The 15,058-nt window shown below is 70.1% G+C and carries 13 protein-coding genes; 8 read left to right on the forward strand and 5 right to left on the reverse strand.

Annotated features, from left to right (window positions below; all coding sequences use genetic code 11):
- Positions 1-105: 105 nt before the first annotated feature.
- From ACFYZ8_RS06445 to ACFYZ8_RS06460, 4 genes are all read left to right on the forward strand, one after another.
- Positions 106-1,113, forward strand: a complete 1,008-nt coding sequence (locus ACFYZ8_RS06445; protein ID WP_388531785.1) for an SMP-30/gluconolactonase/LRE family protein — start codon at positions 106-108, stop codon at positions 1,111-1,113.
- 43 nt (positions 1,114-1,156) lie between these two features.
- Positions 1,157-1,807, forward strand: a complete 651-nt coding sequence (locus tag ACFYZ8_RS06450; protein ID WP_388531783.1) for an NADPH-dependent F420 reductase — start codon at positions 1,157-1,159, stop codon at positions 1,805-1,807.
- A gap of 97 nt (positions 1,808-1,904) precedes the next feature.
- Positions 1,905-2,846, forward strand: coding sequence for an SMP-30/gluconolactonase/LRE family protein (locus tag ACFYZ8_RS06455; protein ID WP_388531781.1), 942 nt, complete (start codon positions 1,905-1,907; stop codon positions 2,844-2,846).
- A 123-nt stretch (positions 2,847-2,969) separates the two neighbouring features.
- Positions 2,970-4,268 carry a multidrug effflux MFS transporter gene (locus ACFYZ8_RS06460; protein ID WP_388531779.1) on the forward strand — a complete coding sequence of 433 codons (1,299 nt, stop codon included), beginning with the start codon at positions 2,970-2,972 and terminating at the stop codon, positions 4,266-4,268.
- Between the two features lie 417 nt (positions 4,269-4,685).
- Here the strand turns inward: ACFYZ8_RS06460 and ACFYZ8_RS06465 are convergent, their stop codons facing one another.
- The 5 genes from ACFYZ8_RS06465 to ACFYZ8_RS06485 form a co-directional block, all read right to left on the reverse strand.
- Positions 4,686-4,997, reverse strand: coding sequence for an SCO5918 family protein (locus ACFYZ8_RS06465; RefSeq protein WP_359040354.1), 312 nt, complete (start codon positions 4,995-4,997; stop codon positions 4,686-4,688).
- Positions 4,998-5,161: 164 nt separating this feature from the next.
- Positions 5,162-6,658 carry a DEAD/DEAH box helicase gene (locus ACFYZ8_RS06470; RefSeq protein WP_388531777.1) on the reverse strand — a complete coding sequence of 499 codons (1,497 nt, stop codon included), beginning with the start codon at positions 6,656-6,658 and terminating at the stop codon, positions 5,162-5,164.
- 174 nt (positions 6,659-6,832) lie between these two features.
- Positions 6,833-7,036, reverse strand: a complete 204-nt coding sequence (locus tag ACFYZ8_RS06475; protein WP_388531775.1) for a cold-shock protein — start codon at positions 7,034-7,036, stop codon at positions 6,833-6,835.
- Between the two features lie 505 nt (positions 7,037-7,541).
- Positions 7,542-8,261 (reverse strand): DUF4232 domain-containing protein, encoded by a 720-nt coding sequence (locus tag ACFYZ8_RS06480; protein WP_388531773.1) that lies wholly within the window; start codon positions 8,259-8,261, stop codon positions 7,542-7,544.
- 207 nt (positions 8,262-8,468) lie between these two features.
- Positions 8,469-10,571 carry an alpha-galactosidase gene (locus ACFYZ8_RS06485; protein WP_388531772.1) on the reverse strand — a complete coding sequence of 701 codons (2,103 nt, stop codon included), beginning with the start codon at positions 10,569-10,571 and terminating at the stop codon, positions 8,469-8,471.
- A gap of 167 nt (positions 10,572-10,738) precedes the next feature.
- Here ACFYZ8_RS06485 and ACFYZ8_RS06490 point away from each other — a divergent pair, with 167 nt between their 5' ends.
- The 4 genes from ACFYZ8_RS06490 to ACFYZ8_RS06505 all read left to right on the forward strand — a co-directional run bounded on the left by ACFYZ8_RS06490 (position 10,739) and on the right by ACFYZ8_RS06505 (position 15,016).
- On the forward strand, positions 10,739-11,536 hold the full coding sequence (locus tag ACFYZ8_RS06490) for a hypothetical protein (protein ID WP_388531770.1): 798 nt from the start codon (positions 10,739-10,741) through the stop codon (positions 11,534-11,536).
- Between the two features lie 170 nt (positions 11,537-11,706).
- On the forward strand, positions 11,707-13,017 hold the full coding sequence (locus tag ACFYZ8_RS06495) for an ABC transporter substrate-binding protein (RefSeq protein ID WP_388531769.1): 1,311 nt from the start codon (positions 11,707-11,709) through the stop codon (positions 13,015-13,017).
- A gap of 200 nt (positions 13,018-13,217) precedes the next feature.
- The gene (locus ACFYZ8_RS06500) at positions 13,218-14,165 is read left to right on the forward strand and encodes a carbohydrate ABC transporter permease (protein WP_388531767.1); all 948 of its coding nucleotides are present in this window, start codon (positions 13,218-13,220) and stop codon (positions 14,163-14,165) included.
- Positions 14,162-15,016 (forward strand): carbohydrate ABC transporter permease, encoded by an 855-nt coding sequence (locus ACFYZ8_RS06505; RefSeq protein WP_359040368.1) that lies wholly within the window; start codon positions 14,162-14,164, stop codon positions 15,014-15,016. The genes ACFYZ8_RS06500 and ACFYZ8_RS06505 overlap by 4 nt, the downstream gene beginning before the upstream one ends.
- Positions 15,017-15,058 lie beyond the last annotated feature (42 nt).

Consider the following 15,058-nt stretch of genomic DNA (forward strand, 5'->3'; position numbering starts at 1 on the left):
GCGCGGATCAGGGGCACTCCGCGCGGCCCGCGCCCTCTCCGCTGATTGCCCCACATCGTTGATCACCCCCTGGTCTGCTCGCTTGCTCACGCCCGGAGATCCGTCATGTCCCACAACCGCCTCTCCCGTCCCCGCGCCGCCGCCGTAGCCGTGGCCTCCCTCCTCGTCCTGGGTGGTGCCGCCCCGGCCCTGGCCGCCTCCGGCGCCGACCTCCACCACGCCACCGCCTGGCATCACCGGGAACCGCTGCCGACCAGTTACACGATCCCCGGCGACAAGACCTACCCCGAGGGCATCGCACGCCAGCAGGGCACGCCCTTCTTCTACGTCGGCGGCACCAGTGACGGCACCATCTACCGCGGTGACGTCCATCAGAGCGCGACCAAGGTGTTCCTGCCGGGCGGAAAGGACGGACGGACCTCCGTCGCGGGCATGAAGACCGACCGCGCGGGACGGCTCATCGTCGCCGGCGGCGCCGGCGGCAAGGTCTTCGTCTACGACACCCGCAGCCGCGCCCTGCTGCACGTGTTCGGCACCGGCCGCACCGACACCTTCCTCAACGACGTGGCCCTCGCCCCCAACGGCGACGCCTACATCTCCGACTCGCTCCACCCCGCCCTGTGGCACATCAGCGCCGCCGAGCTGAAGAGCAAGCAGGTCGAGCAGCGCCTGCGGGTGGGTGTGCACCTGAACGGCTCCCCGATGGTCTACGACGCCGGGTTCAACGGCAACGGCCTGGTGGTCACCCACGACGGCCGCTACGTCCTGCTCGCTGACTACAACGACTACGCCTTCTACCGGGTCGACATCCGCACCCACCAGGTCGTCCCGATCGACCTCGGCGGCGCCAAGGGCGTCTCCGGCGACGGTCTGCTGCTGAAGGGCACCACCCTCACCGCCGTCACCGAACTGGACCACCCCGATGGCCAGATCAGCGTTTTGAAGCTGAGCCACGACTGCACCAAGGCCAAGCTCGTGCGGACGGTCCACGGCCACGGCATGCACAGCCCCTCCACGGCCGCCGTCGACGGCCACGACCTGCTGATCGTCAACTTCCAGTTCCAGATCGCCGACCCGAAGCTCCCGTTCAACGTCGTGCGGGTCCACGTCTGACAGCCACCAGGCACAGCGCAGGACAAGAAAGGACACCCCTCTCATGCAGATCACCGTCGTCGGTGCCGGCAACATGGCCCGCGGCATCGCCACCCGCGCCCTGGCCGGCGGACACTCGGTCACCATCACCGCCAAGGACCCCGGCAACGCCGTACGACTCGTCGACGAACTGCGCGGGCAGGCAACCGGCGAAGGCCGCCTCGCCGCCGCCGACGCCTCGGCCGTGGACACCGCGGACATCGTGGTCCTCGCGGTCCCCTTCGACGCGGCCAAGCAGCTCGCCACCGCCTACGGCCCGCGGCTGAGCGGCAAGGTGCTGATCGACATCAGCAACCCCGTCGACGCCTCACTCGACGCGCTCGCCGTCGCCCCCGGCACCTCCGCCGCCGAGCGGATCGCCGAGGCCGCGGGACCGGACGTACGGGTCGTGAAGGCGTTCAACACCACGTTCGCCACGACCCTGGTGGCCGGCGAGGTGAACGGCACTCCGCTCGACGTGTTCATCGCCGGTGACGACGAGGCCGCGCGCAAGCAGGTCGCCGACCTGGTCACGTCCGGTGGGCTGAACCCGGTCGACGTCGGCGCGCTCAGGCACGCCCGCGAGCTGGAGGGCTTCCAACTGCTGCACATGGCCCTGCAGATACGCGAGGCGGGCCACGGCTGGGCCAGCACGATCAAGATCGTCGCCTCCTGAGCCGCAGCAGTACCACCCCATGGAGCCCCACTGCCGGCCCGCGACCCCACGGACCGGCAGTGGACCGTCAGCAGAACCCCACCAGGAGAACCACCCCATGCGCGTCCCTACCCCCCTGACCACGCTCGCGGTCACCGCGGCCCTGCTCGTCTCCGCAGCCACCGCAACCGCGGCGACCGAGCCCCTCTCGGCGCCGCACATCACCAACCACTTCCAGCTGGAAGCCTCGCAGCAGCCCGAGAACATCACCGTCGACCGCACCGGGGCGGCGTACCTGACCTTCTCCTTCGCCCGGCAGATCGTCCGGGTCACTCCGGGCGGCCGACCGCACGTCCTGGCCACGCTGCCGGCCCCGGCCAAGGCGAGCACCCCCAACCTCGGCAAGGCGTTCGTCGGAGGCATCGCCCGCGCCGACGACGGCACCCTGTACGTCACCTACGCCACCGGTACCGCCGACCTCACCGGCGTCTGGGCTGTCCGCCCCGGTGGGCGCCCGCACCGTATCGCCGCCCTGCCCGCCGACGGACTCCCCAACGGCCTCGCCCTCGACCAGCACATCAACAAGCTCTACGTCACCGACTCCGTGCACGGCGTCATCTACCGCCTCCCCACGCGCGGCGGAAAGGCCACCGTCTGGGCCAAGGGCACGCAGCTGGAGCCCACCACGTTCGCCGGCGCCAACGGCCTGAAGCTGCACGACGGTTCCGTCTGGGCCACCAACCTCGACCGGGGCACCGTCCTGCGCATCCCGGTCACCGCCAAGGGCACCGCCGGGAAGATCCAGGTCCGGGCCACCGGCATGCCGTCCATCGACGACTTCGCCTTCACCGGCCACGGCGACACCCTGCTCGCCGCCCGCGACGACAACCAGGTCGACCTCGTCCGCCCCGACGGCACCCACACCGCCGTCCTCACCCCGGCCGACGGCCTCCAGACCCCCACGTCCATCGCGGTCCACGGCAGCACGGTGTACGTCCCCAGCGCCGCCTACATGACCGACAAGGACCCCAACCTGCTCATCGCCCACCTCGACCGCTGACACGGCCGGCCGGACGCACCCCACCGGGGCCGGTGCCGCGCCGACCGCGCGGCACCGGCCCGTGCACGACCGGCAGCGCAGCGGTCCGCACGATCCCCTCTCCCCGACAGCCCTGGAACAGACATGTCCGACCCCTCCCCTACCAGCAACGCCGGGACAGCAGACGCCCTCCATGCGCCGTCCCGGCAGCGCCATCCACGCCGTCTGCCCCTCGTCCTGATCCTGGGCTCCCTGACCGCGCTCGGACCGCTCACCATCGACCTCTATCTCCCTGCCCTCCCCCAGGTCAGCGGGGATCTCCACGTCTCACAGGCAGTCACCCAGCTCACCCTCACCGCCTTCATGACCGGCATCGCCCTGGGCCAGCTCGTCATCGGGCCCCTCAGCGACACCCTCGGCAGACGCCGTCCCCTCCTGACGGGCCTGACCGTGTACGTCGCGGCGAGCGTCCTCTGCGCCGTCGCCCCGACTCCGACGGTGCTCATCGGCATGCGTCTGATCCAGGGCCTGGCGGGCGCCGCGGGAATCGTCATCGCCCGGGCCGTCGTCCGTGACCTGTACGACGGACTCGGCGCCGCCCGCCTGCTGTCCTCGCTGATGCTCGTCTCGGGCACCGCGCCGATCCTCGCCCCCGTGCTCGGCGCCCAGCTCCTGCGCCTGACCTCCTGGCGCGGCGTGTTCGTCACCCTCACCCTGCTGGGCCTGGCCATCCTCGCCGCCACCGCAACCCTGCTGACCGAGACCCTGCCCACCGGTCAGCGCCGGCGCGGCGGGTTCCCCGACACTCTGCACACCATGCGCGGCCTCGTCGGAGACAGCCGCTTCTCGGGCTATCTGCTCACCGGAAGCCTCGGCTTCGCCGCCCTGTTCGCCTACATCGCCGGCTCTTCCTTCACCCTGCAAGAGGTCTACGGCGCCTCCCCCCAGACCTACAGCCTGCTCTTCGCCCTCAACGCGATCGGCATGGTCGCCACCGGGCAGCTCAACGGCAAACTGCTCCTCGGCCGTTTCCCCTCGCACCGCATCCTGGGGACAGGCCTTGCCGTACTCGCCACCGCGGGCAGCGCCCTGGTCATCTTGGCCACCACCACGCACGTAGGCCTGCCCTGGATCGCCACCGCGCTCTTCCTCACGGCCTGCCCGGTCGGCATGATCCTGCCCACCACCACGGCCCTGTCCCTCCAGCGCGCCCCGCAGGCGGCGGGCAGCGCCTCAGCCCTCCTGGGCACGACGCAGTTCCTCATGGGAGCCCTCGCGCCCGCCCTCGCCGGTCTCGGCGACCAGGGCACCGCCCTGCCCATGGCCCTGTCGGTGCTCGGCCTCACGCTGGCCGCGACGGTCTGCTTCCTGGCCCTCTGTCACCCATGGCGTCCCACTCCGGACCCGCTGACCGGTGACCCGGCGAACCAGGCCACGCCATAGCGCTTGTGCCGCGAACGACGACGCCTGACCGAGTGCGGGCGAACCCTCTTGGACCGTCGCCGCCGTCGCGGGGGCGCTGGGGCGGGACATGCGCGGGACGGTGATCGCCCGGTACGCCGAGGCCGGGCGAGTCGGGGGTGCCGGCGCCGGCGTGGCCGGCCGTGCGCGAGGCGTTGGCATGGGCGATGGCCCGCTCGGACGCCCAGCCTCTGCCGAGGGCACCATCGAAGGCCGGGCACACACTCTCGCGCCTCACTTCGCCGACACATGCTGGTCTCGCCGCATGCAAGGCCAACTCGGCTTCTGCTTCCTCCGCTCTACGGCTTCTCCGGCTCTCGGGAGTACTGGCCCGGGGGCGGTGGGTTCGACGGAGTGTCCCCACCTGACGCTGCCGCGACGGCGGCTCACGTCGGCCGGTCAGATTGCCGCGGGGGCCCCGAGCATCGCGGAAGCCTTTTGCAACGGGCTGAGAATGCGCTCGGGTGCGGCCACTGGGGGGAGGTCGCGGCAGGTGAAGCCGAGTTGGGTCATGGCCCGCAGGACCTCGGCGCCACTGAAGTCGCGGCGGTCCTGGCGGGTGACGACCTGCCCGACTTGCTTGACGGGGTAGGTGCGACGACCGATGGTCACGGACGCCCCGATGACTTCCTCGGGCTTGACGCCCTTCATCGATTCCAGGACGCCGCTCTTGGTGAGGTCGAAGGGGAAGCGGGCGATGACACAGCGCATGATGCCTCACAGGGAGAAGGACGAGGGGATGGTTCTGCCGCGGTCGACCGCGGTGAGCTGGGCCTGGGTGAGAAGTCCGGTGCACACGCCGTCGTTGTCGCAGACAAGCAGGTGCCCGCTGCGGGCGCTTCCGATGACGGACAGGGCCCCTGAAGACGAAGTCCTTACGCCGCCGCGTTGAACGACGACTGCCGTCCGGTCCTGCGCCGGGCGGCCGAGGCGGGGCTGCGTCGGCCCCGTGAGGACGACGTACTGCGCTGACGCCGCTCGGCAACCGGCGCGGTGATCGTCACGGGGATGCCGGAGGGTGTCCGGGCGCCGGTGATCCGGCCGAGTGTCTCTTCGCCGGAGCGGACCTGGGTGGTCCGGGGCGTGATGCCCGCGGCGGTCATGAGGCGGGTCATGTCGCGGCGCTGGTTGGGGGTGACCAGGGTGACGACGCTGCCGGACTCGCCGGCGCGCGCGGTGCGGCCGCCTCGGTGCAGGTAGTCCTTGTGGTCGGTCGGCGGGTCGACGTTGACGACGAGATCGAGGTTGTCGACGTGGATGCCGCGGGCGGCGACGTTCGTGGCCACCAGCACGGTGACGTGCCCGGTCTTGAACTGGGTCAGGGTTCGGGTGCGCTGCGGCTGCGACTTGCCGCCGTGCAGGGCGGCGGCCCGCACCCCGCTGTTCAGCAGGTCCTGCGTCAACCGGTCGACGGCGTGCTTGGTGTCCAAGAACATGATCACCCGGCCTTCGCGCGCCGCGATCTGCGTCGTCGTCCAGTGCTTGTCGGCGCCGTGGACGTGCAGCACGTGGTGCTCCATCGTGGTGACCGCACCCGCGGACGGATCGACGGAGTGGACGACCGGGTCGGTGAGGTAGCGGCGGACCAGGCGGTCGACGTTGCGGTCGAGGGTGGCGGAGAACAGCATCCGCTGGCCCTCGGGGCGGACCTGGTCCAGAAGCGCGGTCACCTGCGGCATGAAGCCCATGTCGGCCATCTGGTCCGCCTCGTCCAGGACGGTGATCGCGACCTGGTTCAGCCGGCACTCCCCGCGGTCGATGAGGTCCTTGAGCCGGCCCGGCGTCGCGACGACGACCTCGGCTCCGGTGCGCAGCGCGTTGGCCTGCCTGCCGATCGACATCCCCCCGACGACCGTGGCGACACGGAGTTGCACCGAGCGGGCGTAGGGGGTGAGCGCGTCGGTCACCTGCTGGGCCAGTTCACGCGTCGGCACGAGGACCAGAGCCAGCGGCTGGCGGGGCTCGGCACGCTGACCGGCGGTCCGGGCCAGCAGGGCCAGGCCGAAGGCGAGGGTCTTGCCGGAGCCGGTGCGCCCGCGCCCCAGGGCATCGCGGCCCGCAAGGGTGTTGGGCAGCGTCGCGCCCTGGATCGGGAACGGGACGCTCACGCCTTGCGCGGTCAGCGCGGCCAGCAGCTGCTTGGGCATGTCGAGATCGGCGAACGCCTCGACCGCGGGAAGTGCGGGAGTGATGGTCTCCGGCAGGGCGAACTCGCCCTGGACCACTGCGGGCCGCCGGCCGTAGCCGCCCGAGCGGTTCGGCGTGGACAATCCGAAACGGCTGCCCCGCTTCGAACCGGCGCTGGAGCCGAAAACAGGGCCGGCGCCACGGCTACGGCGGGAGGATCGGTCATTGGTACGTACGGAGTTCAATGAGAACCTTCCTTGATACGGCACGTATCAAGGAATTCCCGCAGCACAATCAGCGCGGGGAATCTCAAGAACGGACCGAATGGAATGCGAAAACGACATGAGGTCGGGAAAAGTCCGTAGCTGGGGCCCGCACCCCGAGGGATGCGGGCCCCAGCTACGAAGTTCGCGTCAGCGTCAGGTGAGGACGATGTTCTCGGCCGTCGGGCCCTTCTGGCCCGCCGCGATGTCGAACGTGACCTTCTGGCCCTCGATCAGCTCCCGGAAGCCCTGGACGGCGATGTTCGAGAAGTGGGCGAACACGTCGGCACCCCCACCGTCCTGCTCGATGAAGCCGAACCCCTTGGCCGCGTTGAACCACTTCACGGTGCCTGACGCCATGTCATATCTCCTCTTGGGCAGTACGCCGAAACCCGCGATGCACGGATACCGGGTCGCCGCGATGATGCCCCGTCCGGAAAACGACCGGCCATACGAAAACGCTTTGGGAACCACAACTGCAACTGAGATCGACAGTAGCACGCCGTGACGGGCCGAGTTCGGAAGATGACCCAGTCCTGCTGTTTACGGCAAAAACACTTTCCGTGCGACGTGTCAAACCCTCATCTCGCGGCCATAGATATTGACCGAGCCGAAGCGCAGCGTTTCAGGAGCAGCGGTCGCCGTTAAGCGCTCAAAAGAGCGCGTAGTTTGGTGGCGATTTATGTGGCGCGCGGCCGTGGAAGCGCGTAGAAAGTCGGGCAGGGAGCGCACCGGTGCCGGCAAGGCGGTGACCGGGGTTCTCTCCCGCGCCGCCTATGTGTGGTTCGCGGGGCAGACCGGCTTCGCGCCGCTCTCCACGATCCGCAGCGCCTGGCCCCCGCGCTGGTGCACCGCCTGGAATCGGTCAGGAAGGCCTGACCGCCGATACGGCGGAGACCGTCACGGTGTCGTCGCACTCTGCGAACTGTCCGTCGTCCAGGGCCACTTGGTGCGCCCCGGACCCCGGCAGACGGACGACCATCGTGGGATACAGCACGGGCGCCGAACCGGACACGCAGTACCCGTCGCCCTCTCCCTGCACCTGCACGAACGTCAGCTTCACCCACGCCTTGCCGCCGGGCGCCACCTTCACTGACGCCGCGGCTCCGGTCGGCTTGACGGTGAGCGGCACGTTCATCTCGGGGGAGCCGTTCGCGGCGCCGGCCACCGTGGGGTGCCCCGAGAGGACGCACGTTTGTCCGGACACGTTGGTGAACTCGACGACGGCCGCCCCGGTACCCGTACCGGTCGGCCGCAGGGCGGCCTGACGGGCGGTCGCCTTCAGACTTCCTGCGGGACAGGTCGCCGCCGTACCGCCCGGAGCAGGTGCGGACGAGGAAGGGGCGGAGGCGGCGGGCGCGGGCCGGGAGGTGGACGGCGTCGAGGTGCCGGAGGCGGAGCCGCCGGGCTTCGGGGCGCCGGGTGTGGAGGGGGAGGCCGCTGAGCTGACGGCCCCGGACGGGGTGACGGCGCCGTCTGCGGTGTCCGCACCGGCCCCACCGGGCTGACATCCCGCCACCGCCAGCGCCGCCGAAGCCGCGACGACCGCCATCGCCGAACCGCGCATTGCCTTCACGTACCGCATGCTGTCCCCCGAGTCCCAGGTGTCCGGAGCGCGACTCCTTGCCGCTCCCGTCGAACCAGACAGAATCTTGGACCTGGCAGTTCTCCCGCACTCCGACCTGTGACCCACCGGTGACGAAATCCGGCCACGGTCATGAAGTGACAACACCGAGGGGCAGATCAGCGCGGAACACGCTGGTGGGAGAGCGCCACGACCGGGACACCACGCTCACGCGTACGGGACCAGCCTCAGCAGAACGGCCGTGTCAGGGCGTGGCAGGCGCACGGTGAGTTCGCCCGCGGCCGCGTTCCACTCCGCGCCGGCATCGGCCGTTCCCGGATGGAGCACGACCGGTCGCAACCGTCTGCCGCGCAGGTCGGGGAGGTTGAGCCCGCGGTGGTCCGCGGACTCGGTTCCCCTTCGCCATACGGTGAGCAGCGTGGAGTCGGCTGCCCGCAGGCCGTGGGCGATCCAGGCGTCCTCCCAGTCCGGTAGCCCGAGCGGCCACAGGGGGTGGGCGTCAGCGATCTCCGGCCGGATGTCCTTGTACACGCGGATCGCCGAGCGGACGAGGTCGAACTGCTCGTCGTTCATGCGGTCGAGGAAGCCGGACAGGTGGATACGGCCCAGCAGTGCGCCGGTGAGGGTGAATCCGATCCGGTCGGCGGAATCGTCGGGCTGGGGGTAGGCCCACACCGCCGCCTGTTCGGGAGTTGCGGCGGTGGCGGCCGCCGCGGCGATGGGCGGGTAGCGCAGGGGGTCCTGCTGGTCGCTGGTGGACTGCAGCTGGGTGACGGCGAGTTGGGCGTAGTCCATGCGCAGGCCGCCGGAGCCGCAGTTCTCCAGGACCAGGCCGGGGTGCCGGTCCAGGACGGCGGACATCCAGTCGAGGTGGGCGCGGTGATGGCCGAGCAGGCCGGCTCCGGGGCTCTCCGGGCCGTTCTCCGTGCCGGGTCCGATGTTGATGTTGTAGTCGAGCTTGAGGTAGCCCACCCCCCACTCACCGACCAGCCGGTCCACCACCGCGTCGAGGTGGGCGCGAGCGGCGGGATGGCGCAGGTCCAGGTGGTGGCGGCCGTGTTCGGTCACGCGCAGGCCGCCGCGTCTGAAGAACGCCTCGGGCGGCAGGGTATGGGCCAACGGGCTGCGCACGCCCACGACTTCGGGCTCCAGCCACAGCCCCGGGACCATGCCGTGGGCCCGGATCGCGTCCAGCACCTCCTGGATGCCGCCGGGGAAGCGCCCCTGGGCCGGCTCCCACGCGCCCACCGCGTCCCACCAGCCCTGGGCGTCGTCGTCGTACCAGCCTGCGTCGATGACGAAGATTTCGGCGCCGGCCCTCCCCGCCGCCGCGATGAGCGGGAGCAGTTTGTCGGTGGTCGGGTCGCCCATGAGGGTGTTCATGTAGTCGTTGTAGATCACCGGCAGGGTGCGGTGGTCGGGGTGGTCGCGGCGGATCAGCCTGCGGTAGTCGGTGAGTTCGCCGAACGCCGCGTCCAGGCCGCCCGTCCCGGCGCGGACGAGGACGGCGGGAACAGTGTGGAAGTCCTCGCCCGGTGCGAGGGAGTGCCGCCACTGGTGGTGGGCGTCGTCGGGGCCGAACAGGGCGACATAGGCGGCGCCTTCGCGTTCGCCCGTCTCGAAGCGCCAGCCCGCGCTGGACTCGATCTGCCACAGCCAGGTACGTCCGCGACGGTCGGTGAGCGCCCCGACCGGCAGATGGCGGCCGGTGGACCAACTCCCCTGTGAGGAACGCTCGAAGCAGCCGCGCCCCTCATGCCCGTGCGCGAACCGGCTCAGCGGGACGACCTGTCGGCGGAAGGGAGCCTGGCGCCAACGGCACTCGGCGAGCCAGTCGTTGTCCGCCCAGTGCAGCATCAGCGCGTCCAGTCCACCGCGTTCGTCGGTGATGCCGCCGAGCGTGAGGCTGGAGACGCTCTCCAGTCGCAGCGGTGTGTCGCCCTCGTTGACCAGACGTACCCGTGAGCGCAGGAAACCCGCGCCGAAAGCCGTCTCCAGGGTCACCTCGGCCATCAGAGCCGTCTCGGGATCCGCCAGCCGGATCGTCGTACGCTCTCCGCTCGCGTCCCAGACCGTGTCATGGTCGCGGTAGGTCAGCCGGTCCCCGATCGCGGTCTCGATGAACCGCTCCCCCGACCACAGCCGCCCGTGCCCGGTCGCGGTGACCTCGACGAGCGGCACCAGGGCGGCCCAGTCCTGGCCGGGCGCCCCCAGCCGGACCGAGCCCGTGGCGTCCACGACGGCGTGCAACCCGAGCTGAGGATGCGACCAGAGGTGGGTCGTCCCTCCCGCTTCAACGGCAGCGGTCAACATTTTCTCCTCTTCCGGGAACGTGCGTACTGGGGTGGTCGTGGTCGTTCTGAGCTGGGCACATCACGCGGTGGCGGGGTGTCGCTGACGTCAACTGCTGCGCCCACAAGATGAATCCCGTGTTTCGGTCTCTTGACGGCCACGTTGTGACCGCTCACAATCCTGGCATGCATGTGACCGGTCACACAAGCGTTGACGGCCGCACCGGCCCCTCCGCGGGGCACCACAAGGCCGCCGACATCGGCGAAGTCGCCCAGGCGGCACGCGTCTGCCACCACGCCGTTTCGCGGGTCATCGACGCCCACCCGAACGTCATGGAGGAGTCGCGCGACGCACTCGCGCTGACCGGCGGCGTGACCCGACCGGTCACCATGCACACCTCGGACACCGTCCTCCACGGCTGCGCGGCCACCCTGCAGGGCCTGGAGGAGGCCGCCCGCGCGGCGGGGCACGTGCTGGGCGTACCGGTCGTGACACCCGAGGACCGTCTCGGTGCCGCGGCACTGGACCACGTAGCGGCGCAGGTGCCGTGCGTGGTCCCTTGCACAGCCCTGGACCACGTACCGGCGCAGTTGCCCTGCGCGGCCCTGGTGGCATGGGCACCGTCCCCCCGGCCGGACAGGCACTGCGCGTTGCCGCTGCGGCTCCTCCCCCGCCGTCCGGCAGCGGACGGGACGCGTGGCCGCGGGCCGGGCACGGGGCGGGAACGAAAACGGCACTCGCCGCGGATCCGGACGTCACCCCGATCCTCCACGGGCGCGGCGCGTCCGGCGGGACATCGGCCTCATCCTCTTCGACGCCCCGCACTCCCCCTCCCCCACCCCGTCGCTCACCGACCCGGGCCGCACACCACCTTCGGCCTTCCGCACACCCAACTCGCCATCGCGCACCGGGAATCCGTACCTCTTCCGCCGGCACGACCCACCCTCGTCCTGCGGGAGAGCGCCGGACCACGCTCCACCTGAGGCGGACTGAACCCGCGCCCCACCTGAAGCGCACCGGACCGCGCTCCACCTGATCCGGACCGGACGCGTGCACCGTCCGTGTTCTCCGTGTTCTCCGTGTTCTCCGAGTTCCCCGACCGCCTCACCCACCGCCGTAGCACCGCCCTACCCTCACCCTCAAGGATCCCGCCATGAGAAGAGCCCTCTCCGTTCTCGCCACCGCCTGTGTCCTCGGGCTCACCGCCACCGCGTGCAGTGACAGCACCGCCGGCGGCAGCGGTGCCGCGCCCACCGGTTCGGTCGACGCCACCGCCTCCCTCAAGGGCGTCAAGCTCACGATGTGGGTCGCCCAGAACAGCGTCTCCGAGCCCAAGCAGGCCATCGAGGCGTTCGAGAAGGCCACCGGCGCCAAGATCACCACCGAGGTGATCCCCGACCCGTACGAGTCGAACGTGCCGACGAAGCTGGCTTCGGGCACCAAGCCGGACCTGATGTTCTGGCAGCCCACCGGCAGCACCCTGCCGTTCATCCAGCCGGCCCAGAACCTGCTCCAGCTCGACAAGGAGGACTGGGTCTCCAAGCTCGGCAAGACGGAGCAGAGCCTCGGCCAGGTCGACGGCCACCGCTACGCCGCCATCGTCACCAGCCCCGCGGTCCTCGGCGTCTACTACAACAAGGCGGTCTTCAAGAAGGCCGGCATCACCAAGATGCCCACCAGCTACGACGAGATGCTCACCGACGCGAAGACCATCAAGGCGAAGACGGGCGTGGCTCCCTTCTTCGAGGTCGGCGGCGACAAGTGGCCGCTGCAGTGGCAGGTGCAGCTCCAGATGACGGACCTGCCGCAGACGTTCTGGGACAAGCTCAACAAGAACAAGGACTCCTGGACCAACAAGACCATCGTCGACGCCATCACCAAGTACAAGACGAAGGTCCTCGACGGCGGGCTCGCGCAGAAGAACTACAAGACGGCGACCTTCGTCGACCAGGGCAAGGCGGTCATGGACGGCACGGCCGCGATGGCCGTGAACGTCACCTCGCTGCAGTCCGAGATCCAGGCGGCCTCCAGCACCGCGGAGATGGACGAGAAGCTGGGCTGGTTCCCGCTCTCCAACAGCTCCGCCCATGCCGAGTACTCGCCCGACCAGACCAACGGCGTGGTCGCCTTCAACACCGGTGACGACAAGCGGCAGACCGCCGCCCGGCAGTTCATGTCCTTCTGGCTCGGCGAGGACTACCCGGCCTACATCAAGGCCAACAAGCTGGTCTCGGTGGAGCCGTCCGTGCCCAACCCCGACGGACTGCCCCAGACCGCCCTCGCCCAGGCCAAGGCGCTGTCCACGGCCACGGGCGTCTTCCAGGTCAAGGCGCTGACCGCCCCGGACATGCACCTCGCGCTCGCCGACATGATCTACGGCAAGAAGTCCCCGCAGCAGGTCGCCCAGGCCGCCGAGGACCAGTTCGACCAGGTCCTCAAGGCACGTGGGGTGTCCGGCTTCTGAGTGTCACGAACGCGAAGGGGCCGTCTTTCGTCTGCGGCGCCTTCGTGGCTGGTCGCTGGTCGCGCCCCCGCGGCGGAGCCGCATGTCAATGCAGTCCCGCGCCCCTTCGGGGGCGCGGCCCGGCCGCCCGGCCCTCGCAAGATCCTTCCCCGGGGCGCCCGTCGGGCGGCAGAACCGGGTCCCGTACCGGAGGTTGAATCGTGGCGGACACAGCCACTATCGGTGTCAGCGACGCCGAGCGCGTGAAGGAACCCGCCCGGCCCGCACGTCCCGGTCGGTCCCGCCGCAGGGCCAGCCAGCCGTGGTGGTTCGCGGTGCCCGCGCTCGCCGTGTTCGGAGTGTTCTTCCTGCTGCCGAACCTGCTGAACTTCGTCTACCCGTTCACCGACTGGTCGGCGTTCCACCCCCAGATCGGCTTCGTGGGCTTCTCGAACTTCTCCACGATCCTGCACGACGGGTCGATGGTCAGGGACATCCGCATCACCCTGGAGTACGCCGTCCTCGTGGCCGTCTTCCAGAACGGCTTCGGTCTCGGGCTCGCCCTGCTCCTGGAGCGGGACACCCGCTTCAACCGGTTCTTCCGCGCGGTGTTCTTCCTCCCGGTGCTGATCTCCGCCCTCGCGGTGGGCTACATCTTCCGGGCCCTGCTCGCCCAGGACGGGGCGCTCAACAGCGTGTTGTCGTCGCTGGCCGGGCACCCCGTGGACACGCCCTGGCTCGGCTCGACCACCTGGACGCTGGTCGTCGTCACGCTCATCCACGGCTGGAAGTGGATGGGCCTGGCCATGCTGATCTATCTCGCGGGCCTGAAGAGCATGCCCGGTGACGTGCTGGAGGCGGCCCGGATCGACGGGGCGGGCGGCTGGCGCACCTTCTGGTCGATCAGGTTCCCGCTCCTCGCCCCGGCCGTCACCTTCAACGTGACCACCGCGCTGATCGGGTCCATGAACACCTTCGACATCGTCCAGGCCACCACCGCGGGCGGCCCGGGCAGCGAGACCGAGGTGTTCAACATCTACATGTTCCGCATCTTCGGCCAGGGCCTGTACGCGCAGGCCTCGGCGATGAGCCTGGTGCTGTTCCTCATCGTCGTCGTCCTCGCCGTGCCCGTCATCGTCGGTCTGCGCCGCAGGGAGAACAACCAGTGACCACCGTCGGCGCGTTCGCGCCCGTCCACCGGCGCCCGTGGCGCTGGGTTCAGCCCGCCGTCGTGCTGCTGATCGCCGCCGTCACCATCGGCATCCCGCTGTGGCTGGTCGCGGTCACCTCGGTCAAGCCGCAGTCCGAGGCCATCAAGCCCAACCTCGCGCTGCCCCACCACGCCCAGGCCGCCGCCAACTACCAACAGACTTTCGACGAGGGGAAGATCGTCCAGGGATTCGTCAACAGCCTTCTGGTCGTGGCCCCTTCGGTCGTCCTCGTCCTGCTCCTCGGGGCCGGCGCCGCCTGGGTGTTCGCCCGCCGCAAGGGTCGGCTGGTCAACGCCCTGTACGCGCTGAGCATCAGCGGCCTGCTGCTGCCTCCCGCGGTGATCACCATCGTGATGGAGCTGCGCCAGCTCGGCCTGGCCGGCACCCGGCCCGGCATGATCGGGGTCTACGCCGGGATGTACCTGTCCACGTCGATCTTCTTCATGACCGGCTTCATCCGCGCCCTCCCCGAGGAGCTGGAGGAGGCCGCGCGCATGGACGGGGCCGGGCCGGTGCGGGTCTTCTGGCGCATCATCCTGCCGCTGCTGCGTCCGGTCATCGCCACCGCGACGATCATGGTGATGCTGTTCGCCTGGAGCGACATCTTCTACGCCTTCTTCGTCCTCGGCGGCGGCGACAGGGCCACGCTCCCGCTCAACCTCTACCAGGTCGCCAGCGCCCAGCTGTACCTCAACAACTGGCACCTGATCTTCGCCTACGTCGTGATGATGAGCCTCCCCATGGTGCTCGTCTTCGTCATCGCCCAGCGCCGCATCGTCTCCGGCATCACCAGCGGCGCCGTCAAGTAACCCCATCCCCCGTAGTGACACGAGCCTCCCGCAACGGTGCGG

Source organism: Streptomyces sp. NPDC001668 (assembly GCF_042893155.1).
GTDB lineage: Bacteria > Actinomycetota > Actinomycetes > Streptomycetales > Streptomycetaceae > Streptomyces.